General features: G+C 61.8%; 18 protein-coding genes. 12 read left to right on the top strand and 6 right to left on the bottom strand.

Annotation, left to right across the window (positions count from 1 at the left end; translation table 11 throughout):
* Nucleotides 1–4 precede the first annotated feature (4 nt).
* Genes LVD11_RS08760 through LVD11_RS08750 form a run of 3 tightly spaced genes read right to left on the bottom strand, consistent with a single transcriptional unit; the run spans nt 5 to nt 3,364 of the window.
* Nucleotides 5–1,324, bottom strand: a complete 1,320-nt coding sequence (locus LVD11_RS08760) for an ABC transporter permease (RefSeq protein WP_237058040.1) — start codon at nt 1,322–1,324, stop codon at nt 5–7.
* Between the two features lie 11 nt (nt 1,325–1,335).
* Nucleotides 1,336–2,037: an ABC transporter ATP-binding protein gene (locus LVD11_RS08755; RefSeq protein ID WP_237058038.1), complete on the bottom strand. Its 702-nt coding sequence runs from the start codon at nt 2,035–2,037 to the stop codon at nt 1,336–1,338.
* A 46-nt stretch (nt 2,038–2,083) separates the two neighbouring features.
* Nucleotides 2,084–3,364, bottom strand: a complete 1,281-nt coding sequence (locus LVD11_RS08750; protein WP_237058036.1) for an efflux RND transporter periplasmic adaptor subunit — start codon at nt 3,362–3,364, stop codon at nt 2,084–2,086.
* 405 nt (nt 3,365–3,769) lie between these two features.
* On the opposite strand from LVD11_RS08750, the gene LVD11_RS08745 reads away from it, so the two are divergent.
* The 3 genes from LVD11_RS08745 to LVD11_RS08735 all read left to right on the top strand — a co-directional run bounded on the left by LVD11_RS08745 (nt 3,770) and on the right by LVD11_RS08735 (nt 7,036).
* On the top strand, nt 3,770–5,263 hold the full coding sequence (locus LVD11_RS08745) for a SulP family inorganic anion transporter (RefSeq protein ID WP_439651279.1): 1,494 nt from the start codon (nt 3,770–3,772) through the stop codon (nt 5,261–5,263).
* Entirely contained in the window at nt 5,263–6,165 is a 903-nt protein-coding gene (locus LVD11_RS08740; protein WP_237058034.1) for a universal stress protein, read from the top strand. The genes LVD11_RS08745 and LVD11_RS08740 overlap by 1 nt, the downstream gene beginning before the upstream one ends.
* A gap of 100 nt (nt 6,166–6,265) precedes the next feature.
* Nucleotides 6,266–7,036, top strand: coding sequence for a sterol desaturase family protein (locus LVD11_RS08735; protein WP_237058032.1), 771 nt, complete (start codon nt 6,266–6,268; stop codon nt 7,034–7,036).
* A 26-nt stretch (nt 7,037–7,062) separates the two neighbouring features.
* On the opposite strand, the gene LVD11_RS08730 is transcribed toward LVD11_RS08735, so the two are convergent.
* Nucleotides 7,063–7,476: an acyl-CoA thioesterase gene (locus LVD11_RS08730; RefSeq protein WP_237058023.1), complete on the bottom strand. Its 414-nt coding sequence runs from the start codon at nt 7,474–7,476 to the stop codon at nt 7,063–7,065.
* Nucleotides 7,477–7,983: 507 nt separating this feature from the next.
* Here LVD11_RS08730 and fabV point away from each other — a divergent pair.
* On the top strand, nt 7,984–9,162 hold the full coding sequence (gene fabV / locus LVD11_RS08725; RefSeq protein WP_237058021.1) for an enoyl-ACP reductase FabV: 1,179 nt from the start codon (nt 7,984–7,986) through the stop codon (nt 9,160–9,162).
* Nucleotides 9,163–9,271: 109 nt separating this feature from the next.
* Nucleotides 9,272–10,315: an NADP(H)-dependent aldo-keto reductase gene (locus LVD11_RS08720; RefSeq protein ID WP_237058019.1), complete on the top strand. Its 1,044-nt coding sequence runs from the start codon at nt 9,272–9,274 to the stop codon at nt 10,313–10,315.
* A gap of 99 nt (nt 10,316–10,414) precedes the next feature.
* On the opposite strand, the gene LVD11_RS08715 is transcribed toward LVD11_RS08720, so the two are convergent.
* The gene (locus tag LVD11_RS08715) at nt 10,415–13,060 is read right to left on the bottom strand and encodes a TonB-dependent receptor plug domain-containing protein (RefSeq protein WP_237058017.1); all 2,646 of its coding nucleotides are present in this window, start codon (nt 13,058–13,060) and stop codon (nt 10,415–10,417) included.
* Nucleotides 13,061–13,421: 361 nt separating this feature from the next.
* Here LVD11_RS08715 and LVD11_RS08710 point away from each other — a divergent pair, with 361 nt between their 5' ends.
* The 6 genes from LVD11_RS08710 (at nt 13,422) to LVD11_RS08685 (ending at nt 19,352) form a co-directional block, all read left to right on the top strand.
* Complete coding sequence (locus LVD11_RS08710; protein ID WP_237058015.1) at nt 13,422–13,655, top strand: DUF2789 domain-containing protein; 234 nt, start codon at nt 13,422–13,424, stop codon at nt 13,653–13,655.
* A 769-nt stretch (nt 13,656–14,424) separates the two neighbouring features.
* Entirely contained in the window at nt 14,425–15,390 is a 966-nt protein-coding gene (gene lpxL / locus LVD11_RS08705; protein ID WP_237058013.1) for an LpxL/LpxP family Kdo(2)-lipid IV(A) lauroyl/palmitoleoyl acyltransferase, read from the top strand.
* A gap of 107 nt (nt 15,391–15,497) precedes the next feature.
* On the top strand, nt 15,498–16,373 hold the full coding sequence (gene dapA / locus LVD11_RS08700) for a 4-hydroxy-tetrahydrodipicolinate synthase (RefSeq protein WP_237058011.1): 876 nt from the start codon (nt 15,498–15,500) through the stop codon (nt 16,371–16,373).
* An 82-nt stretch (nt 16,374–16,455) separates the two neighbouring features.
* Nucleotides 16,456–17,628, top strand: coding sequence for an NlpB/DapX family lipoprotein (locus LVD11_RS08695; protein WP_237058009.1), 1,173 nt, complete (start codon nt 16,456–16,458; stop codon nt 17,626–17,628).
* A 15-nt stretch (nt 17,629–17,643) separates the two neighbouring features.
* Nucleotides 17,644–18,423, top strand: coding sequence for an MBL fold metallo-hydrolase (locus LVD11_RS08690; protein ID WP_237058007.1), 780 nt, complete (start codon nt 17,644–17,646; stop codon nt 18,421–18,423).
* A 107-nt stretch (nt 18,424–18,530) separates the two neighbouring features.
* Nucleotides 18,531–19,352, top strand: a complete 822-nt coding sequence (locus LVD11_RS08685; protein WP_237058005.1) for a sulfite exporter TauE/SafE family protein — start codon at nt 18,531–18,533, stop codon at nt 19,350–19,352.
* A 195-nt stretch (nt 19,353–19,547) separates the two neighbouring features.
* On the opposite strand, the gene LVD11_RS08680 is transcribed toward LVD11_RS08685, so the two are convergent.
* On the bottom strand, nt 19,548–21,083 hold the full coding sequence (locus LVD11_RS08680; protein ID WP_237058002.1) for a peptide MFS transporter: 1,536 nt from the start codon (nt 21,081–21,083) through the stop codon (nt 19,548–19,550).
* 409 nt (nt 21,084–21,492) lie between these two features.
* Here LVD11_RS08680 and LVD11_RS08675 point away from each other — a divergent pair, with 409 nt between their 5' ends.
* Nucleotides 21,493–22,638: a tetratricopeptide repeat protein gene (locus tag LVD11_RS08675; RefSeq protein WP_237058000.1), complete on the top strand. Its 1,146-nt coding sequence runs from the start codon at nt 21,493–21,495 to the stop codon at nt 22,636–22,638.
* Nucleotides 22,639–23,084 lie beyond the last annotated feature (446 nt).

The following is a 23,084-nucleotide window of genomic DNA, read 5'->3' as shown; positions in this document are numbered from 1 at the left end:
GTCCTCACTGGGTTTTCAGGTAAAGGGAAGGGTTGGTGCGGCTGACCCGCCACGCGGGGTAGATACCGGCCAGCAGGCTGGCGAGAATCGCCAGGCCCACGGCGGCCAGCATCATCAGCCAGTCCATGGTGGCAACCTGGTCGATATAGCCGAAAGAGAGCTGGCGGATGGTGCCGAGGCCGACCAGCGCCAGCAGGATGCCGCACAGCCCGCCGAACACGCCGATACAGCCGCTCTCGATCACATGCTGTACGAACACCGCCTGGCGGCTCGCCCCCAGGGCGCGGCGTACGCCGGCCTCCGGCGCCTTGCGCAGGAACTTGGCGAGCATCAGCGCCACCGCATTGACCACACATACCAGCAGGAATGCCAGCGACAGCCAGCCCAGCACGCGGTTGTCGTCACTGAGCACTTCATTCAGTACCAGCCATTCCGAGGGCCTGGTGAGGGCGAACTTCAGCGGGCGCTGGAAGCGGCCCTGCTGCTTCTGTTCGCGGATATAGCCGGTCAGGAAGTCCCTGTAGTTCTCCAGTTGCTCTGCGCTCTGCAGTTCCACCCAGTACTGGATCCACACGCTTTCGCCCTGCAGGTGACCTTCATAGCCCTCGCCGCTGTCACCGCTGGCCCAGCCGTTGGTGTTGCCCCAGCTGTAGATTTCGAATTTGCGGTGGAGGCCAAAGGGTATGTAGAGCTCCTCCGCTTCGTTGAAGGGGCCGTTGTTGAGGTCGTAGATCTTCGGCGACGGATTCCATTTGTCGATAACGCCGACCACGGTAAAGGGCTCGCCGTTGAGGTCGATTGACCGGCCGACACTGTTCTCGCCCCCGAACAGTTTTTCGTTGGTAGCTTTGGACAGCACCACCTGCTGCACCGGCGAACTGTCGGCGTCAGCGTCCCAGGTGCCGCCGTAGAGAAAAGGCACGTCGAACAGTGCGAAAAACTGCCGCGTGGTGATACGCGCTTCCCCACTGAAGGGACGCAGCTCGAAATCGTCGGAGCTCACCGTGAAACCGTAGCGATGCATGGCTGCCTGGCGCGCGGGGATGTCCGAGCGCAGCAGGGCGGTGGCATCCCGGTAGGTAAGCTGGACCGGCATCTCGTTGCTGCTGCGCTGGTATGCCTCGTTGGGGTCCCAGCTGTCGAGCTGGACTGCGTACAGAACGCTGTCCTTATGGGCCAGGGGGTTTTGCGACATCATGTAGTTCAGGGTGAGTACCGTCATCGACGCCCCCACACCCACTGCGATGGCGGCTACCATCAGTGCGCTCAGCACCGGAGTACCGCGCAGGCTCCGGATCGCGAGTGAAACGTAGTATCCAAACATGTTCGCTCTCCTTAAGCCGTAGCGGCTTCCGCTGCGGCGACGGCACGCTGCAGGTCGGAAACCTGGCCATCGACAATCTGGATATTGCGGTGGGCACGGCGGGCCAGGTCGGGGTCGTGGGTAACCATCACGATGGTGGTGCCCCACTCGTTGATAAATTCCAGCAGCTCCATCACCTGCCTGGCCATCAGGGAGTCCAGGTTGCCGGTGGGTTCGTCAGCCAGCAGGAAGCGTGGCTCACCGGCAAGGGCGCGGGCAATCGCCACACGCTGCTGCTGACCACCGGAGAGTTGCGACGGCAGGTGTTTGGCCCGGGCGGACAGACCCACCTGCTCGAGCACTTTTTCAATGCGGCGACGGCGTTCCTTGCTGTTGAAGCCGCGGTAGCGCAGTGGCACGTCAATATTGTCGAACAGGTTCAGGTCGGGGATCAGGTTGAAGCCCTGGAAAATAAAACCGATTTTTTCATTGCGCAGGCGCGAGCGCTGGCGGTCGTTCAGGTGGCTGACATTATCCCCATCCAGCAGGTACTCGCCCCCGGTAGGGGTTTCCAGCATGCCGGCGATATTCAGGAAAGTGGTCTTGCCGGAGCCGCTGGGGCCGGTCACGGACACAAACTCTCCCTCATTCACCTCGAGGCTGAAGTCGCGCAGGGCGTGGGTCTCGATGGTGTCGGTGCGGTAGCTTTTGCGAATGTTATGCATCTTGAGCATCGTGGGAATTCCTTTGTCGTTAATAATCAATTTGAGAGAGCTGTGTTTATTGCTTCAGCGCCACCAGCTGTGCGTTCTCCAGCGCATCGGCTGCGGAAGTGATGATCCGGTCGCCCTCCTGCAGGCCCGAGATGATCTCCACCTGGTTCAGGCCCAGGGCGCCAGTCTGTATCGGTACGCGGATCGCCTGACTGTCATCGGTCAGCTTCCAGGCGTAACGCCCGCCGGTCTGGTCAAGGAAGGCGCCGCGCTTGACCAGGATGACGTTGTCACGGTTTTCCAGCAGGATCCGCGCGGTGAGGCGCAGGTTCTGGCGCAGCTTCTCCGGCTGGTGGTCGGTAAAACGCACCCGCGCCACCACCTGGTTGTCGATCACCTCGGGGGAGATGGCGGTGATTTCACCCGGCACTTCCCGGCCGCTCAGGTTAATGGCCACGCTCATGGCCAGGCCCAGGTCATCGGCGTAGTTTTCCGGTACGGCGGCCTCCAGCTCGAAGCTGCTCAGGTCGACAACGGTCATCAGGGGGGCGTTGGGGGGAATGGCACTGCGCTGCGCCACGGCCAGGCTACCGACAGTGCCGTCAACCGGAGAGGTGATCCGCAGGTCGCCGACCCGCCGCTTAAGCTCCTCCACTTTCAGCTTCTGCTGGGATACCTGCAGCTCCAGGGTGCGGGTCTCAAAGGTCAGGGCCTCTTTCTCCAGCTGGGCGTTCTGTCTGGCCTGCTTGTACTCAAGCTCGGCGCGGGCCAGGTCATCGGAGGCTTTCTCGAAGTCGAGGCGGGAGATGATCTGCTTCTCAATTGACAGTTCCGCGCGCCGCAACTCGCGTTTGGCGGCCGCCAAGTCGACCTCCGCCAGGTCCGCTTTCTGCTGGTTCTCCAGGCGCTGCCGCTTGGCCTGGATTTTCTGGCGCTCCAGTTCGACGGTCAGCTTGTTCAGTAGCGCCTGTTCCTGTGCCAGCTGGTTCGACAGCTCCGGGCTGTCCACCTCGGCCAGCAGCTGGCCCTGCTCGACGATATCGCCGGCTTTGACCATAAACCGGACAATGCCCTGGGCCGGGCTGAACAGGGTGGGGCTGTTGGCGGCCACGACCTTTCCCTGGACCACCAGGTCCCGTACCAGGTCGCCGCGCTGTACCTCGGCAATATTGACCTGTGAAAGGGACAGGGTGCCGTCCACGCTGCCGGTGTCGTGCCAGGATTTGATCCCCCAGCCCACCAGGACCAGGGCCAGCAGGGTGATGCCGCAGGCCTTCAGGGTTTTCGGTCGTTTCCAGAGGGGGGCGGTGTCCAGCTGGATATCCTGTCCCGAGGTATCTCTTATCATTGTTCTGGTCTGGTCCTTTATCGCTGCGTGCTTGTTTTTTGTCAGTTGGCGCCGGTGCCTGCAGGCCTTTGACGCTATGACTGCCCTTGGTGGATGCACACAGGGTAAGTGGCAACCGGTGTGCAGGTGACTGTTACAGGGCTTTAGAGCAAAGGGTGTGCCATGTCTGGAGAGTTTTGTAAGGCACTGAAAATAAAGGATTATTTTTATTTTTTTGGCAGGGGCCTGGGATGGTGGGTGTCCGCTGCAGGTGTCCGCTGTCCGGCCAGAGATCGGTTCGGACAGGTGTGCCTTAGGGTGCCGCACCTTTATTGGAGAGGTGGCCCGTGGTAGAGTGCGCGGCCTTTTTTTTGACCAGTTTTTAACCCGACTGATTACCTGATTCCGCCCTGGAACCCGATCGCTATGCTGCTCTCCTCGACCAAGGCCGACTGGTTCGGCAATATCCGCCGCGATGTGCTCGCGGGCCTCGTAGTGGCCCTGGCCCTGATTCCCGAGGCCATTGCCTTCTCCATTATCGCCGGGGTAGACCCGCGCGTTGGCCTATACGCTTCCTTCTGTATTGCCGTGGTTATCGCATTTGTGGGTGGGCGCCCGGGCATGATCTCGGCCGCCACCGGTGCCATGGCGCTGCTGATGGTGACGCTGGTGAAAGAGCACGGGTTGCAGTACCTGCTGGCGGCCACGCTGCTGACCGGGGTGCTGCAGATCATCGCCGGCTACCTGAAGCTGGGTAGCCTGATGAGCTTCGTGTCGCGGGCGGTGGTGACGGGATTCGTCAATGCGCTGGCGATCCTGATCTTCATGGCGCAGCTACCGGAACTGACCAATGTCACCTGGCACGTGTATGCGATGACCGCCGCCGGCCTGGGTATCATTTACCTGTTCCCGCGCATTCCGGTGATCGGCAAGGTGGTGCCTTCGCCGCTGGTCTGCATCCTTGCCCTGACTGCCGTGGCGGTGTACATGGGCCTGGATATCCGCACCGTGGGTGATATGGGTGACCTGCCGGATACCCTGCCGGTATTCCTGTGGCCGGAAGTACCGCTCAATTTCGAGACCCTGCGGATCATTTTCCCCTACTCCGCCGCACTGGCGGTGGTGGGCCTGCTGGAATCCCTGATGACCGCAACCATCGTCGACGACCTGACCGACACACCCAGTGACAAGAACCGGGAGTGTAAGGGCCAGGGGGTGGCCAATATTGCTACCGGGATGATGGGCGGCATGGCCGGCTGCGCGATGATCGGCCAGTCGGTGATCAATGTGAAATCCGGTGGGCGGGGCCGCCTGTCCACCCTGGTGGCAGGTGTCGGCCTGCTGACCCTGGTGGTGTTCCTGAGTGATCTGGTGGCAGTCATCCCCATGGCTGCGCTGGTAGCGGTAATGATCATGGTGTCTATCGGTACCTTCAACTGGGACTCGATCCGCAACCTGAAAGAGCACCCGCTCTCCACCAACCTGGTCATGCTGGCGACCGTGATTGTGGTAGTGTGGACCCACAACCTGGCCTATGGTGTATTTGTCGGCGTGCTGCTGGCATCCCTGTTTTTCGCCAACAAGGTCGGCCACTTCATGTACGTGGCCTCGGAGCTGGATGAGGCGTCTTCCACCCGCACCTATCGCGTGGTGGGGCAGGTATTCTTCAACTCTGCCGACAAGTTTGTCGCTGCCTTTGACTTCAAGGAAGTGATGGACAAGGTTGTCATCGACCTGAGCCGGGCGCATTTCTGGGATGTCTCGGCGGTATACGCGTTGGACAAGACCGTTGTGAAGTTCCGCCGTGAGGGCGCCCAGGTGGAGCTGGTGGGATTGAACGAGGCCAGTGAGACCATCGTCGACCGCTTTGGTGTGCACGACAAGCCGGAAGAAATCGAGCGGGTCCTGGGAGGACACTGATGACCGAGAGTCTAGATAACAATAACGAAAACCAGGTGAATGGGAAGACGCGCGAGCCGATGGTGCTCTCATGCATCGATGGCTCCCGCCATACCAGCGCCGTGTGTGACTACGCGGCCTGGATCGCTTTGCGGACCGGTGCGCCGCTCAAGCTACTGCACAATATCGAGCGCGGCAATGTGCCGGCGGTTGCCGACCTGACCGGCAGCATCGGCCTGGGAAGCCAGGAGGAGCTGCTGGAAGAGCTGACGGCCCTGGAACAGCAGCGCGCACGCCTGATGGTCCAGCAGGGCAAGCTGATGCTGCAGGCGGCGCGGGAGCGGACCACCATGGCCGGTGTGCAGCAGGTGGAGACCTGCCAGCGTCACGACAGCCTGGCGGAGTCCCTGATCGAGCTGGAAGACTCCATCCGCGTGCTGGTGTTGGGCATCCGCGGTGAGGAGCACGGCGATTCCGAGCAGGGGCTGGGTTCGCAGCTGGAAAATGTGGTGCGTTCCCTGCACCGGCCGATTCTGGTGGTCAACCGGGATTTCGCCGAGCCCAGGCGGATCATGCTGGCCTATGACGGCAGTGAAGCGGCCGGCAAGGCCCTGCAGATGGTCGCCGAGAGCCCGGTGTTCCAGGAGGTATCCTGCCACCTGGTGTTTGTGGGCGACCCCGAAAAGGCGGAGACCCTGCTGGCCGAGGCGAGCAGGCAGCTGGATTCGGCCGGGCTGGCCGTTACCGCCAGTAACCTCAAGGGCAATATCGTTGAGGCGCTGACCGCTTACCAGCAAGAGCACGATATCGACCTCACGGTGATGGGGGCCTTCAGCCACAATCGCCTGCGTGACTTGCTGATGGGGAGCGTGACGGCGAAAATGCTGCTGAAGACGCAGCAGCCTGTGTTACTGCTCCGCTAACCAACAATCCGCCGCGCTGCAGTTAATGCGCTGACCCCGCCCGCCCGGTGCCAATGCCCGGGCAGGCACGTTAACAAGCACATGGAAATCGAGGGTCGCCATGAGCCAGTTGCAGAATCAAGCCCGTCCGGTGCCCGAGACCGCAGTGCCGGCCCGGGTCCGCTCCTTTCGCCACCGCTACCGCCAGCGCCATATCGGCCGCTTCTATAGTGGCTGGCTACATCTCGCATTTACCGTCACTGCCAGCCTGGCCGTCTGCATCCTGTGCCTGCTCCAGCTGCAGGACCCGGCCTGGTATGTGTGGCTGGCAGTACCCCTGACGTTTGTGTACATCAACCTGATGGAGTACTGGGGACACCGGGGGCCGATGCACCACCCGCCCCGGGGCTGGCGCCGGCGACTCCTGTCTGGTGTCTATCGTCGCCATACCCTGCGCCACCACCGTTTCTTCCATGCCGATGCAATGGCTTTCGACGGCAGCCACGACTTCCATGCCGTGCTGTTCCCGCCGGTGCTGGTGGTGTTCTTCCTGCTGGTGACAGTGGTTCCGTCCGGGGCCCTGGTGGCCTGGCTGTGTGGTCCCAATGTGGGCTGGCTGTACGCGGCGACAGTTTTTGCCTACTTCCTGAATTACGAGCTGCTGCACTTTGCCTACCACACCCGCGCAGATGCTTTTGTCGGAAGCCTGCCCGGGATGGCGCGGTTGCGGCGGCTGCATACCAGTCACCACGACCCGCGGTTGATGGGGCGGTACAACTTCAATATCACTTACCCGATCGGCGACTGGTTGTTTGGCACGTTGTACCGGGACGAGGTGGCGGGAGACAGGGACCGCTCTGGCCGGTCCCTGCCGGAAGCCCCCGCAGGATAAACTGCGGGCGCACTTCCGCGGCTGCCTCAGCTCGCCAGGCGTTGCTCCCGCTCGGTGGCCAGCCGTGCCTGCTCAACGGTCATGCCCGCTTTCCGGTGCGGCGTGGGCCTGCCCTCCGCATCCAGGGCAACGAAGACGATGCGATCCACCTGCAGGATCAGCTCGCGGTCCTGTTTGCGGCGCACTTCACAGTGAATAGTCAGTGAGGTGCGACCGATGGCCACCACTTCAAAGCCAAATTCCACTACATCCCCGCAGGAGGCGGAGCTGACAAAGTTGATTTCCGACATCAGCTTGGTGACCACCATGGGGGTGCCCATCTGGCAGCCGGCAAAGATGGCCGCTTCCTCGTCGATCCAGGCCAGCAACTGGCCGCCGAACAGCCGCTGTGCCGGGTTCAGATCGCCGGGTTTTACGAAGTGGCGGGAATAGTATTTCATGATTACCTCTCTTTACCTCTCGTTGCTGCCTGTGGGCCATTGCGCCTGTCGGCGTGCAACATGCCCGTGAAAAACCGGGGCCTCCGACGACCGAGTCGTCGCCGTGATAGTCGGCCGGTCAAAACTGATGGTGCACAGAGTGTGCCAACGGCAGATGACAGAGAGGGTGATGCCGCTGGGGAATCGGGCGTCAGTCGACCGCAATCGTTGCGTCTCGGGGGCGCAGCCGGCTGGACGGTTGCACCAATCGGGACCCCGGTTCCCTGGGGAGGTATTTCCCGGTGCAGCTTGGCCGGTTTGGCCGGCCATCGGGATATTCTGGACAGGTTGCTGGGGTGGTTGTGGCCGCCGCTATGGACTGGCTACGCAGGGCCGATAGAATGACTCGCCACCGTGACCCGGGCGTCGTATGCGCCCCACCGGCACCCGCCGGAACAGAATAACCGGTGATGGCAGCCGCTGGCTGCCGTCACCCCGCATCCCAGAACTGAAGGGAGAGACTCAGGCATGATTATCCAGCCCAAAGTACGTGGCTTTATCTGCACCAACGCCCACCCGCAGGGCTGTGCCGCCAACGTGCGTGAACAGATCGAGTACATCAAGTCACAGCCGGCCATCGAGGATGGCCCCAGGAACGTGCTGGTAGTGGGAGCCTCCACCGGTTACGGCCTGGCCTCGCGGATCACAGCCGCGTTCGGCTGCAACGCCAAGACCCTGGGGGTGTTCTTCGAGAAGCCGCCGACGGAAAAGCGCACCGCCTCTGCCGGCTACTACAACTCTGCCGCCTTCGAGGAAGAGGCCCACAAGGCAGGGCTGTACGCCAAGAGCATTAATGGCGATGCTTTTTCCGATGAGGTAAAGGCCCAGGCGATCGACATGATCAAAGAGGACATGGGCAAGGTCGACCTGGTGATCTACAGCCTGGCTTCCCCGCGGCGCAAGGACCCGAAAACCGGTGAACTCCATTCCTCGGTGCTGAAGCCGGTGGCCAAGTCCTATACCGCTCGCAACCTGAATACCGACAAACTGGAGATTTCCGATATCACCCTGGAGCCCGCCAACCAGGAAGAGATTGATGCGACGGTAAAAGTCATGGGCGGCGAGGATTGGGAACTGTGGTTGCAGGCCCTGGGCGATGCCGGTGTGCTGGCCGACGACTGCAAGACCGTGGCCTACACCTATATCGGTGAAAAGCTCACCTGGCCGATCTACGGCCACGCCACCATCGGCAAGGCCAAGGAGGACCTGGATCGCGCGGCTAAAGAGATCAGCGGCAAGGGTCAGGCTGATGCCCATGTGGCGGTGCTCAAGGCCCTGGTGACCCAGTCCAGTTCCGCTATCCCGGTGATGCCGCTGTATATCTCCCTGGTCTACCAGGTGATGAAGGAAGAGGGCACCCATGAGGGCTGTATCGAGCAGCTCTATCGCCTCTACACCGAGGGGCTGTACTCGGATAGTCCGCGACTGGACGGCGAAAATCGCTACCGCATGGATGACAAGGAGTTGCGCCCGGAGACCCAGGCGCGCATCGAGGAACTGTGGCCCCAGGTCACCGAGGAAAACCTGTTCGACCTGACCGACTATAAGGGCTACCAGGCAGACTTCCTGAAGCTGTTCGGCTTCGGTGTGAACGGTGTCGATTACGAGGCCGATACCAGCCCCGTTGTGGAAGCGGATTTCAAGTAACCCCGCGTTCCCCCTGACCTTCTTGCAGGAGCGGCCGCCGGCCGCTCCTACATTTACCTTCCCCGAACCTGCATAATCCCCCTTTTGGAGAAATTGCAGGAGCACTCCCATGGAATATCGCCAGCTCGGCACCACCGATCTCCGGGTCAGTGAAATCTGCCTGGGCACCATGACGTTTGGTGAGCAGAACACGGAAGCCGAGGCCCACGAACAGCTGGATTATGCGCTGGCCAATGGGGTGAACTTTATCGACTGTGCGGAAATGTATCCGGTGCCCCCGCGCCCCGAAACCTGTGGCCGTACGGAGGAGTACATCGGCACCTGGATCGCGGCCCGCGGCAACCGGGACCGGTTTGTCCTGGCCACCAAGGTAACCGGCCGAGGTGCGGCGAACTCGGGTGTGGGGCATGTGCGCGGTGGTCCGCGCCTCAGCCGCGAGCAGGTGTTTGCGGCCTGCGAGGAATCCCTGCGACGCTTGCGCACCGATTATATCGATCTGTACCAGGTGCACTGGCCTGAGCGCCAGACCAACTTTTTCGGGCGCCTGGGCTATGAGCACGGCGATGATGACGGTATCGCCATTGCCGAGACCCTGGATGCGCTGGAAGAGCTGGTTAAAGCCGGCAAGGTGCGCCACATCGGTATCTCCAATGAGACGCCCTGGGGCATGATGGAATACCTTAAGCTCTCTGCCGCACATGGCAAACCCCGAATCGCCAGTATCCAGAATCCCTACAGCCTGCTGAACCGTACATTCGAGGTGGGGTGTGCGGAAATGGCCATCCGCGAACAGTGTGGCCTGCTGGCTTATTCGCCTTTGGCGTTTGGCGCCCTGTCGGGTAAATACCTGGGCGGAAGGAAGCCGGAGGGGGCGCGCCTGACACTGTTCGAGCGCTTCCAGCGTTATAGCGGGGCGCGTGCCGTCGCTGCGACAGAAGAGTACGTCGCGCTGGCGCGGGAGGCGGGACTGGACCCGGCGCAGATGGCGCTGGCGTTTGTTAACCGGCAGCCGTTTGTCACCTCGAATATTATCGGCGCGACCAACCTGGAACAGCTGCAGAGTGACATCGCCAGCGCTGAACTGGAACTCGGTGACGACCTGCTGCAGGCGATTGAGGCGATCCACTCGGACAATCCCAATCCGGCGCCCTGAGCCGGTCATCGCGAGGGCAGAAAAAAACCGCCGCTGCCAGCTGGCAACGGCGGTTTTTTTTATTGGTGCCCGGCACGCCGGCCGGGTGGTTTAGCACGATCAGAACGTGTAGGTGGATGAGAGGTAGGCGAAGCGCCCCTGACCGCTATGTACGCTGGGGGTGAAGCCCATAAAGTCCGCGTAATCCATTGGCGGCTCCTCGTCGAACAGATTGGTTACCCCGAGTGTGACTGTAACGCTTTCGAAGCCGAAATAGTTCACCGTGGTATCGACCGTGGTCATGGAGTCGATATCACCCATGCCCGGCTGTGCCACCGCGGCATCCTGCGCGAAGCTGTCGATGAAGTTCACCGCCAGGCGCGCGGAAACAGTATCGCGGCTCCAGTCCATCGCGGTGGTCCAGCGCAATTCCGGCAGCTCGTAATCACCAGCCTCGCGGTTGATGCGGCTACCGCCATTTGCGGCCGGGCGCAGCTCCTCATATTCCAGCATGTAATTCATGACATAGGAGAAGCCGAAGCTGCCGTAGTCGGTGTCCAGGTTGTAGCGCAGATCCAGGTCGATGCCGCTGGTGGACAGGTCACCGATATTCTGGAACGAATCGTAAATGGTCACTACCTCGCCCGGGTCATCTTCATCGGAGGACGGGAGGCGGACGACCACTTCCGGATCATTGCCGAAGTTGCTGAACACATACTGGGTGTCGGAATCGATGATGTTCTCGATATCGTAGCTGTAGTAGTCCACTGTCAGCAGCAGCTGCTCGTCCAGGTTGACGATCATGCCGAGGTTGTAGCTCTCGGATTCCTCCGGGCCCAGGTCCGGGTTACCGGCGAAGACTGCGGTGTACTCCTGCGGCTCGCAGGCCTTGTTGATGTTGCCCACCGCCTCGCAGCGGATACTGTCCACCAGGTTGGGGGATTCATCGGTGCGGCCCAGTCCCAGTTGCGACAGCGACGGTGCGCGGAAGGCCGTGCCCCAGGAGCCGCGGAACGAGACGCTGTCCAGCGGCGACCACAGGAATGACACCTTCGGGTCGGTGGTGGTGCCGAAATCACTGTAGTCCTCGTGGCGCGCTGCCACCTGCAACTCGAGGGTATCCAGTACGGGTACCGCGAGTTCTGCAAACACGGCGGTGTTGTCGCGGCTGCCGTTGGCCTGGGTGGCCTCGGTACCGAAGATGTCGCCGCGCAGGAACTGGTCGTCGGGATTGTCGCTGATGCTGTCCTGGCGATGCTCCGCACCTAGAGCCAGCATCAGGTCGCCGCTGGGCATGGAGAGTATGGGCCCGGAGAACTGCGCATCGACAGAGCGGGTGGTCGACTTGCCCACACGGGTGGTGGTGGTCTCGATATAGGCGAGCGCCTCGGCTGAATTGGAGGAGGGTTCAAACGGGTCCCACAGGCCGCTGTCGATGGCTTCCTGTACCCGGCGCGAGTTCGGGAAGCCGTCCACGCCCCGCTCGACAGCATCACTCTTGATATAGCTGTAGGCCGCTTCCCAGTTCCAGCTGCTACCCAGCTCGCCCTCGAGGCCCAACACGCTGCGGAAGTAGTCCGAGTCAACCTCCTTGCGGCGGTTACCGATATCCACCGTGCGCCGGCGCATGGTCAGGTCCTGCCCATAGAATGGGTGTGTCGGCATATCGGCGAACGGGTGGTTCGGGTTGTCGCCGGACATGAACAGCTCGTTGAAGCTCGGGCTGCCGGCACCCTTGACGGTGGTCTTGGAATTCTGTCCGCTGATTTCGGCAAACGCCTCCACCTGGTCGGAGACAGTGTAGCGACCGAGGTAGTTGAAGCTGACCCGTTCGGTGGACGGCACCATGCTCATGAACGGGGCATAGTCGTAGCGGCAGAGATTGTTGGCCGCGTCGATATCCTCGGGGGCACAGACGTCATTGCCGAAAGTGTCCGCGAGGCGCACTGTCGGGTCGGAGGCCAGGGCGATGGTGCCCGGGATGCCGGCGGAGCTGCGGAAGTCCGTGGCGAAGGGGTCATTGGGGCGGAGTGCCGCCTGGTTGGCGGAGCGGGCATAATCGCGATCCGCATAGAGGGTTTCCTCGCGGTTGAAGTAATCCACGATCACGGTGTGGCTGCTGTTGTCAGTCACATTACCCCAGACCATGCTCAGGTTGCTCTCACTGCCGCCGCCGGCGGAAGTGCCACCGACCTTGCCGGACAGTTCCATCCCGTCGAAATCATCGCGCAGGATGACATTGATCACCCCGGCAATGGCATCGGAGCCGTAGGTGGCCGAGGCGCCGTCCTTGAGCACATCGACACGCTCGATGGCTGCGAGTGGGATGTTGTTGATATCCACAAACGCGGTATCGATATTCTTGGCAAAGGGGCTGACCGATACCCGGCGGCCATTGACGAGGATCAGGGTGGAGTCGGCACCCAGCCCACGCAACGAGACACTGGAGCCGCCATTGGCGGTGTCGTCACTGCTGTTGGCCTGGGTGGAGAAAGTGCCCTGCCCGGAGATGGGCAGCTTGCTAAAGAGACCGATCAGGTCTGTGACACCCGTGGCAGCAATGTCCTCGGCGTTGAGGCTGGCCACCGGCGAGGGCCCATCCATCTGGGCCCGCTTGATATGGGAGCCGGTGACCTCCACCAGCTCCAGTTCCCGTTCGGCGGCATCGCCGCCGGTCTGGGTGGTTTGCGCCAGTGACGGGGCACTGGCCAGCAGTGCCGAAAGGCAAAGTGCGATCGGCGTTTTCTTGAATTGGTACCTTTCCATAGGTTTGTCCTCTTTATGCATTTTTATTGGAAAACTTTTTATATTTTTACAGCGGGTTCGAGACTATCAGCCTGGTGGGGCGTCGGGGAGGAGTAGAGCGCCAAAGTGAGACCAGGGGGCGACCAAACTTGTGCGCTGTGTCAAACATCAGTCTGTCGACGGCTCGAAATCGAAAGATCTTGAAAAATAGCCGTCCTGACCCAAGTCAATACTGGTGCCGGTATTCCGCCTCATGCGCTGATAGGCGGGGCCGGAGAGAGTACGGCTTTAACCAGGCCACTATACTCAGGTAAATTCGCGGTACACAGAGACACGCCGGCGTGTAAAACCACGCTGTAAATCCAAGTCAGATGGAGCAGCAATGGATACTTCTACCCATCACAATCTCAACGACCTGTTTGCACAGTTGGGACTTGCGTCTGAAGATGCGGCCATCGATGAATTCCTGGCACGGCATCACCTGGCGGGAGATGAAAAGCTTGCTGCCGCCCCTTTCTGGTCGGATAACCAGCGCCGCTTCCTGGAGCAGGCAATAGAGGATGATTCCGACTGGTGTGAGGTGGTGGACGAACTGGATTCGCTGCTGCGCCATTGAGGCCTGCCCGGGGGCTGATGCCATGGGACTTGCTCTGCGGCAGCAGGAGTGCCGCAGAAAGCGAGAAGCCTCCCGGTTCCCGGCGATAGCGGCTCAAAAGCTCAGGCCGCCTGGCGGATAGCCGTTATGGACTGCTCGTGGAGCATGGGTTTCTGCCCGGTACCGATACCCATTGGCGCGGTCCAGCGTTCGCTGCTGGAACGCCGGAAGTCAGGGGGCTGGGCGAGGAAGCCCTGAATGAAATTGCCGCATCGCCTGCAATGCCATGCAGGCTAGGCCGCTCCCGGTAAATGCCTGCATGGCCCTATAGCGGGCTTGCCCAGACTTACCTATAACGCCAGCGGTTGCCTTGGAGAGGGCAGTATTACCCTCGTCCTGCCCCTTCCCCTGTACCCTGGTGCCCCAATGCGCACAGCAGCGCAACGGGCGTAGCAAGTACCCTGTCGCTGCTGCCACCTTCATGCAGGCGGTGGGCCCGACCCACCTCGAGTACCAGCCGCAAAATCGCATCCCGCTCGCGGCCTCACCGGCTTTGCCGTAGTGCAAGGGCTGCTCCTGGTCCTTCCGGCGCCGCAGCTGGAAGCGATGGCTGCCGCCTTTGCCTGTACAGTCTCGGCGGTTGGCATTTCCGGGGGGGTCGCGCTGGTAGCCCTGCGGCGCCAACGGGGCCTGTCCGGGTGAATTCCCGGCACTCAGCGACGCAACAGGCGCCGGATATCCGCTATAATGCGCGGCTTTCTTTCACCTGGCGGCGAGTACACCCTGAACCATGGAAAAACCGCATTTTCGCGCGGGCCTGCTGCATCCGCGTTACTGGCCCACCTGGTTGCTGTTCGGGCTCTGGTTCCTGATGGCACAGCTGCCCTATCGCTGGCAGCTGGCCTGTGGCCGCGCGCTGGGCCGGGTCATGCTGAGATTCGCGCCCAGCCGGCGCCTGATCGCCGAGCGCAACCTGGCCCTGTGTTTCCCGGAAATGTCTAATGAAGAACGGGCTTCCCTGTTGCGGCGCAATTTTGAGTCCAACGGTATCGCACTGATGGAAACCGGCATGGCCTGGTTCCGCAGCAGTGACTGGTTGCGCCGGCTTTTCACGATCGAGGGCCTGGAACACCTGCAGGGGCCTGCGGAGCGGGGACAGGGCGTGGTGATGCTGGCCATGCACTTCACCACCCTGGAGATCGGTGCCCAGTTTATGTCCCTGTGCCACCCGGTGGATGGCATGTACCGACCGCACAAGAACCCGGTATACGACTACATGCAGCGCAAGGGCCGGGAGCGCCACGGTGAGGACTCCGAGGTATTCCAGCGCAAGGACGTACGCGGCATGTTGCGGGCGCTCAAGCGGGGGCGGGCAGTCTGGTATGCCCCCGACCAGGACTACGGGATCAAACAGGGAGTATTTGCGCCCCTGTTCGGGCAGCCGGCGGCCACCGTGACCGGGACTTCGCGCTTTGCGCGTGTGGGGCGGGCCCTGGTGGTGCCTTATATTGTGCGACGCCTGGAGAATGGCGCCGGATATGCGGTCAAAGTGTATCCACCCATCGAGGAAATACCTTCCGGCGACGAACTGCGGGACGCTGTGCTGGTCAATCAGTTCGTGGAGGCGCGTATGCGTGAGCTGCCGGAGCAGTACATGTGGGTGCACCGGCGCTTTAAGACGCGCCCACCGGGCGAGCCCGGCATCTATGACGGGGTGCGCAAGCGCAAGAAAAAACGGCGTCGTGACCGCCGTTGATCCCCGGGCGGCCCGCCTCTGGCATCGACCGGGCGCCATCAGTAACATACCGGTTTCGTTGCGGCGGCCTTTCCTCGCGCAAACGGGGTAGAATTTAAGGAGTTAGGATGTTTTCCGGCAGTTTGGTGGCCCTGGCCACCCCGATGTATGCAGATGGTGGCCTGGACTGGGACAGCCTGCACAACCTGGTGGAGTGGCATATCGAGCAGGGTACCCGGGCCATTGTGGCTGTGGGTACCACCGGTGAGTCCGCCACGCTGAGCGTGAACGAGCACCTGGAGGTCATTCGCCGAGTGGTGGACCAGGTGGGTGGCCGTATTCCGGTGATCGCGGGAACCGGTGCCAATTCCGTGACTGAAGCGATCGAGCTGACCGAAAACGCCGCCAAGTGTGGCGCCGATGCCTGCCTGCTGGTGACCCCGTACTATAACAAGCCCACCCAGGAAGGCCTGTACCAGCACTACAAGACCATTGCCAGGGCCGTGGCCATTCCGCAGATTCTCTACAATGTGCCGGGGCGTACCGCCGTGGACATGCAGCCGGAAACCGTGCGTCGACTGGCTTCAATCAGTAATATCGTGGGCATCAAGGAAGCCACCGGCAACATCGATCGCGCCCGCGAGTTGCTTGAAATCCTGCCGAAGGATTTCGCCATCTACTCCGGTGATGACGCCACCGCCCTGGACCTGATGCTGGCCGGCGGCCACGGCAATGTCAGCGTGACTGCGAACGTGGCCCCGGCAGCGGTGTCCCAGGTATGTGAGGCCGCCCTGCAGGGCGACGCAGAGAAAGCCCGGGCCATCGACCAGCGGATCCAGCCGCTGCACAGGGCGCTGTTCCTGGAATCGAACCCGATCCCGGTGAAATGGGCGCTGCGGGAGATGGGGCGGATCGACAGTGGCATCCGCCTGCCGCTGACACCGCTCTCGCCGGAACATCACGCAACCGTGCGCGAGGCCCTGCGCAGTGCCGGTGTGCTCTGAGGCTGCGGCCCCGGGGAGACGCAATCACCGGTGGCCACAGTGGCCGGCCGGCGTAACAAGCTTTAATGCATAGGAACCAATAATGACAAGACTGACTGCCGGAGCTGCGCTGTGTATCGCCAGCGTGGCGCTTTCGGGTTGCGGTATTTTCGGCGACGACGGTTATTTCCGCGATCGCAGTGATGACTACCAGATGGCAGACAGCCTGCCGCCCCTGCGCATGCCCGAAGGGGTGACACCGAAGCAGCAGGAAGAGCTGTACGAGGTTCCCCAGGTCAGCAGTGGTGACGTGGAGCCGAGCGAGTTCGAGGTGCCGCGGCCGCAGGCGCTGTCGGTTAATGTCGGCCTGGACCGGGTCAAGATCCAGAAACTCGGCAGTCGTCGCTGGGTGCTGGTCTCCCAGCCGCCCGAGGAGGTCTGGCCCCAGCTTCACTATTTCCTGCGCACCTCTGGGCTGCAGCTGGCAAGGTCCGATGCCAACGCAGGCATTATGGAAACGACCTGGCTGGGCTTCCGCGAGAGCCCGGAAACCAAGGACAAGTACCGCCTGCGGGTGGAATCCGGTGTGCAGCCGGACACCACCGAGATTCATGTGCGTCACTACTCCCTGCCCAAGGATGATCCCCGCAACGAGGTGACCTGGCCCGAGCAATCCACCAGCCCGGAGCGCGAGGGCTGGATGATTGACGAGATGTCCACCGCCCTGGCTGCGGAGGCTTCCGGTGCGGCGGCGTCCCTGGTGGCACAGGCTATTGGTGGCGGCAGCGTCAAGGTGCAGCTGCTCGAGCCGGCCCGCCGTGACCCCTTCCTGTCTCTGGACCTGTCCATGGACCGGGCCTGGGCAACAGTGGCCCACGCGGTGAATTCCGGTGCCTACCGCATGCACCTGGAAGATGAAGAGCGACGGATTTTCTATGTGACCTTCGATCAGGATCGCGAACTGACCGAGGGAGAGGAAGACGGCGGCTGGTTTTCCTGGGGTTCCTCGGACGAAGAGGACAAGTTGGCGCAGTCGGCATCCAAGGTGACCCTGCAGCAACTCCTGGGCAATGTGGACCCGACCACCGACCCGGCCCTGTTCGGTGGCATGACCGGCCTGGGTGGCGCCACCGGTGCCGATATTCCCGGGTATATCGTCGTGGTGCGCAGCACGCCGGACGCCGTGGAAGTCCGGGTACGGGATACCAGCGGCAAGCCCCTGAAGCGCGCGAGAGCCTCTGACCTGCTGATGGCTATCCGCCAGAACCTGATCTAAGGGGCTGGCAAAATAATGCCGGCCGGTTCGTCTCTCCGTTTTGCTTCCCTGGGGAGTGGCAGTAAGGGCAATGGCACCCTGGTCGCCAGTGGCGACCACTGCCTGCTGGTGGACTGCGGTTTTACCATCAAGGAAACCGAGCGGCGTATGGCGCGGCTCGGCATGACGCCGGCAGACCTGTCGGCAATTCTTGTCACCCACGAGCACAGCGACCACCTATCCGGGGTGGCGCCGCTGGCGCGCAAGTACAAGCTCCCCGTTTACCTGACGCCGGGCACCCTGCGGGCCCGGGATATCGGCAAGCTGCCAGAGATCCACCTGATCGAGGGGCACCGGCCCTTTGCGGTAGCGGATATCGAGGTTACTCCCGTAGCGGTGCCCCATGATGCCCGCGAGGCGGCGCAGTTCGTCTTCCGCCGAAATGGCCGCAGCCTTGGGCTGCTTACCGACCTGGGGACGGTCACCCCGCACGTTGAGGAGCACTACAGTGGCTGTGACGCCCTGGTGCTGGAGGCCAACCACGACCCGCTGATGCTGGCCCAGGGGCCGTATCCCCCCTCACTCAAAAGACGTGTGGGCGGTGCTTACGGTCACCTCAGCAACCAGCAGGCTGCGGGATTCCTGCAGCGCGTCGGCCACGAGCAACTGCAGCACCTGGTGGTGGCTCATATCAGTGAAAAGAACAATACCGTCGAGCTGGCACGGACTGCATTGGCGGTCCCCGCAGAGCAGGTCGACAACTGTATATTCGCCTGCCAGCAGCAGGGTTTCGACTGGCTGGAAATTAATCGATAACCAGGGACAATCCTGCGATCGCCCGGCTCGCGTGGTGGAGACCGGCCTGTTCCCGCTCACATCAGCCAGCTGGCCCACAAGAAGGAATTTAAGAGGGGAGGGTAGTAATGGAAACACTTCTGGTTTATCTCGCCGTGGGCGCGGTCGCTGGCACCATCGCCGGCCTCTTTGGAGTTGGTGGGGGACTGGTCATTGTCCCGGCGCTGGTGCTGGTGTTTGCCGCCCAGGGCATCTCGCCGGAGATTCTCACCCATATGGCAGTGGCTACGTCACTGGCCACCATCGTCATCACTTCTGTCAGCTCTATTCGCACGCATCACCTCAAGGGGGCGGTGGACTGGCGCGTGTTCCGCTTGATGGCGCCGGGCATCCTGCTGGGCTCCTGGCTCGGCGGCGTTACCGCACACCTGTTGCCTGGGGCCTGGTTGCAGATGCTGATCGGTATTTTCGCCGTGGCCATCGCCTGCAAAATGTGGCTGGACGGCCTGCGCTCGGTGCCGCTGCCCGAGGACGGCGGCAGGTTGCCCGGGGGGGGGATACTCAGTGGTGCGGGTGGCGTGATCGGCTGGGCGTCGGCGATCTTCGGTATCGGTGGGGGCTCGCTGACCGTACCTTTCCTGTCCCGCTGCCATGTGCAGATCCAGCGAGCCGTGGCCACCTCCGCCGCCTGTGGACTGCCCATTGCGGTGGCAGGCGCGATCAGTTTCGCGGTTCAGGGCTCCTCGGCCCCGCTGCTGCCTGACTGGAGTACCGGTTATATCTACTGGCCTGCTTTTCTGGGTATTGTGCTCGCCAGCGCAATTTTCGCCCGCTTCGGTGCGCTGCTGGCCCACCGCCTGTCCCCACCGCTACTCAAGAACTGCTTCGGCGGCCTGCTGTTTGTGATCGGGCTGCGGTTTATCTGGCTGAACCTTCACCTGTTCACCTGACTGCCCCGGCCCCTGCAGGCTGGGGGCATAGTCATCCCAGTGCTCCGCTGCTCACTCATTAGTATCAGCCTGCCTGTGGCCTGCTGGTACGAGGGGGCGATTGTGATGACTGGGGACTGGCCATAAAAAAGGGCCGCTGTTGCCAGCGGCCCTCGCTTGCAGCGACAGAATGTCGCTCCTTGCCCGGTATCCGGGTCAGGAGGTGGTTCTGGCGGCGGTCTCGGCCGGCTCCACCGGCTGGGCCACCTCGCTGTGGCCTTCCCATTTCTTGGATTTGAGGCTGATCAGCGCGATCACGGCGCCGATACCGATACTGAATACCGCGATCTGCAGGTACAGGTTCGGCAGCTCGGAGACGTTCTCCGGGTCGAAATTACCTGCCAGCAGGCCGGCAATGATGTTGCCAATAGAGTAGGTCAGTACGAACACGCCCATCATCTGGCCGGCGAAGCGGCGCGGGGACAGCTTGCTGACGGCGCTCAGGGCCACCGGGCTCAGGCACAGCTCACCCACCGTATGCAGGAAGTAAGTGGTCACCAGCCAGTAGGGTGCCACTTTCAGGCCCTCGGCCGCGTACTGGGAAGCGAAGAACATGACGATAAACCCGCTGGCCATGATCATCAGGCCGACGGCGCACTTCATGCCGTAGGACGGGGTGATCATGCGCTTGCCCAGGTTGATCCACAGTGCGGCGAAGAACGGCGACAGGATGATGATGAACATCGGGTTGACGTTCTGGAACCAGGAGGCCGGGATCTCGAAGGAGCCGATCATGCGGTCGGTATAGTCGCGGCCGAACAGGTTCAGGGAGGAACCCGCCTGCTCGAAACCGGCCCAGAAACAGGCGGACGCGATACACACCAGGAACAGTGCCCACAGCTTCCTTTTCTCCGACTCGTTCAGGTTGCCCCCAAAGTAGATGTAGGCGTAGTAGACGAAGAAGATCAGGGTGAAGGCGATCGCTACATACTGAGCGACTGCAACCGGGTTGATGGAGATGATGCCGGTCATGGTCAGGGCGGTGATCGCCACCACCGCGGCGACGATCGCCCAGATGGTGCTCCAGGCCTTCTTTTCGCCCGCCGGGGTCATCGGATGTTCCGGCTTCAGGCTGGCATCGCCCAGGTTGCCGATGGTCTTGCGGTACTGGATCAGGCCAACCGCCATGCCCACCGCAGCGGCACCGAAGCCCCAGTGCCAGCCGACTTTCTCACCGAAGTAACCGCAGATCATGTAGCCGAGTACGGAGCCGATATTGATGCCCATGTAGTAGAGGGCGTAACCGCTGTCGCGGCGCACATCGTCGGAGGCGTACAGGTGACCGACCAGGGCGCTGATGTTGGGTTTCAGCAGGCCGGTACCGGAGGCCACCAGGATCAGGCCGACAAAGAAGGTGCTGTCACTGGGGATGGCGAGCACGATATGGCCGCACATGATAATGATGCCGCCATACCAGACCGTCCTCTGCCCACCGAGCAGGCGGTCAGCAATCCAGCCGCCTGGCAGGCCGAGGAAATAGACCGCGCCGGTGTACAGGCCGTAGATGGCGGTTGCGGCCGCCACGGTGAAGGCCAGGCCTTCTTCCTGCAGGCTCGCGGTCATGAACAGTACGAGCAGCGCGCGCATACCGTAGTAGCTCATGCGCTCCCACATTTCGGTAAAGAACAGGGTCGAGAGCCCTTTCGGATGGCCAAAGAAGCCATCGCTGTTCTGATGTGTGTTGGACGACATAACCTGAAATTCCAGTTGTTATAGCTTTAGGCGTGAGACCCGGGGCCGGCACATAGCCGGACCGGTTGCCGGTTGTTGAATGGCAGTATCCGGGAGCGAGCCAGCGCGAACCGGCGGAAAAACCCGACCGATCCGTCAGTATTGGTCGCGATCGCGACGACTACTGGTGGATGCATGGTACTCCTCAGTCTGCAGTGGTTATCGGCAGTCACACGGGAGCACCAGCCTGGCCGGGGGGGCGCAGAAGGTGTCACGGAGACTTCCAAAACAAGCCATCGCAGTTTAACAGCACTCTTGTAGGCAGGCGACTCGTTGCAATTGAAACCGCCCAATTTGGCATTCGGCTATTCAAATCCGCGAGAATTGGTGTTAAATGCTGTATGGCTGCTCTATGACAGGGGAAAATGACATGAGAACCCCACTGATCTTCCTTGCCTTGCTGGTCCTCGCGGGTTGTGCCAGCCTGCCTGAACCCGAGCCGCCTCGGGATATCTCCGCTGTCCTCTCTGGGGAGCCCATCCTTGGGCAGCCGGTCAGCATTGATCGCCTGCCGGACCACGACCTGTTGGCACTGTCCCCTGCAATGCGTGACTACCTGGCCGGGGTCGCGCCGGGGGCTCGACCGGATGCACGCCTGGCGGCACTGATCCGCGCATTCGGGCAGCAGGAGTTTGCCGTGCAATACGATGCGAACAGTACCCTGGGCGCTAGCGACACTTACCACCAGCAGCGAGGCAACTGCCTGGCGTTTACCCTGATGATGGTGGCCATGACGCGACAGCTCGGGGCGGATGCCTATTTTAACGAGGTGGACGTGCCTCCGGTCTGGGACAGTGCCGAGGAGCAGACATTCGTGGTCTACCGGCACATCAATATGGTGTCCGAAGGCAAGCGCGGCCGCCGGGTGGTCGACTTCAACCTGGAGGCCTACGATCCGGTGTATGACCAGCGCCGCCTGAGCGACCGCCAGGCGTTTGCCCAGTTTTACAGCAATCGCGGTGTCGAGCTGATGCAGGCCGGGGACATAGAATCAGCGTTCCTGTACCTGCGAAAGGCTATCGACCTGCAGCCTGCCAGTGCTGATCTCTGGTCAAACCTGGGGGCGCTGTACAGCCGGGCAGGGCATATGAATGAGGCGGAGCAGAGCTATCGCCAGACCCTGCTGCTGGATTCAGGTCACCTGGTGGCCACCAGTAACCTGGAGCGGCTTTACCGTGCTGATGGCCGTACGGCACTGGCTGATGACTATGCCCGGCGGGCGCGTTACCACCGGGAGCGAAACCCTTATTACCTCTACCAGCAGGCACGCTATGCCTTTGAGAGTGGGGAGTATCAGGAGGCGCGCCACCAGCTCAAGCGCGCGTTGTGGAAACATGGGGATGATCACCGCTTTCATTTCCTTATGGCGCTTACCAGCCTGAGGTTGGGGGATGTACAAGACTCCCGCGAACACTTCACCCAGGCATTCCTCCTGGCTGACAACCCCAGTACTGAAAATGCATACGCACGGAAACTCAGGGCCATATCTCGTGGCGAGCTACAGTTTGAGTTTTAAGGGCGAGGGCAGGCACCGCTGGGGCATCCCTGGTGGAGGTGAGTCAGTCCCGACGGTGTCATGCCATTCTGAATTTTTGGCAGATCGGGGTGCCCGGCTTTGTCGATGATATTTTGAGAGTCTGCTTAAAGCGGGTGGTTGAATTGCGGGAAGCCCTCTTCATTGCCCGCTTTTTTCATCGTCATCGCGTGGCTGAGTGTTTCCACACTGGCAATCCGGACCCGCCCCCCTGATGAGCCTGGCGACATCCTGATCCCGCAGGCGGCAGCAGGCCAGGTGCTCTTGCAATACAGGCTGGAGCGAGGCTCCCCGCGGCGAAGTGCCTGCTCGATTCCGGGGGATAGACCACACGGCTCCAGTACATCGTGGGGTATAACCGCGTCCCCGGCTGTTGCAGTGCGGCCCGCGCAACGGGCACGGGGTCGTGGAGTTATGTTTCCAAAGTA

This window comes from Microbulbifer sediminum, assembly GCF_021729035.1.
Classification (GTDB): domain Bacteria; phylum Pseudomonadota; class Gammaproteobacteria; order Pseudomonadales; family Cellvibrionaceae; genus Microbulbifer; species Microbulbifer sediminum.
The sequence above is the reverse complement of the archived record's forward strand: the minus strand, read 5'-3'. Positions and strand labels throughout refer to the sequence as shown.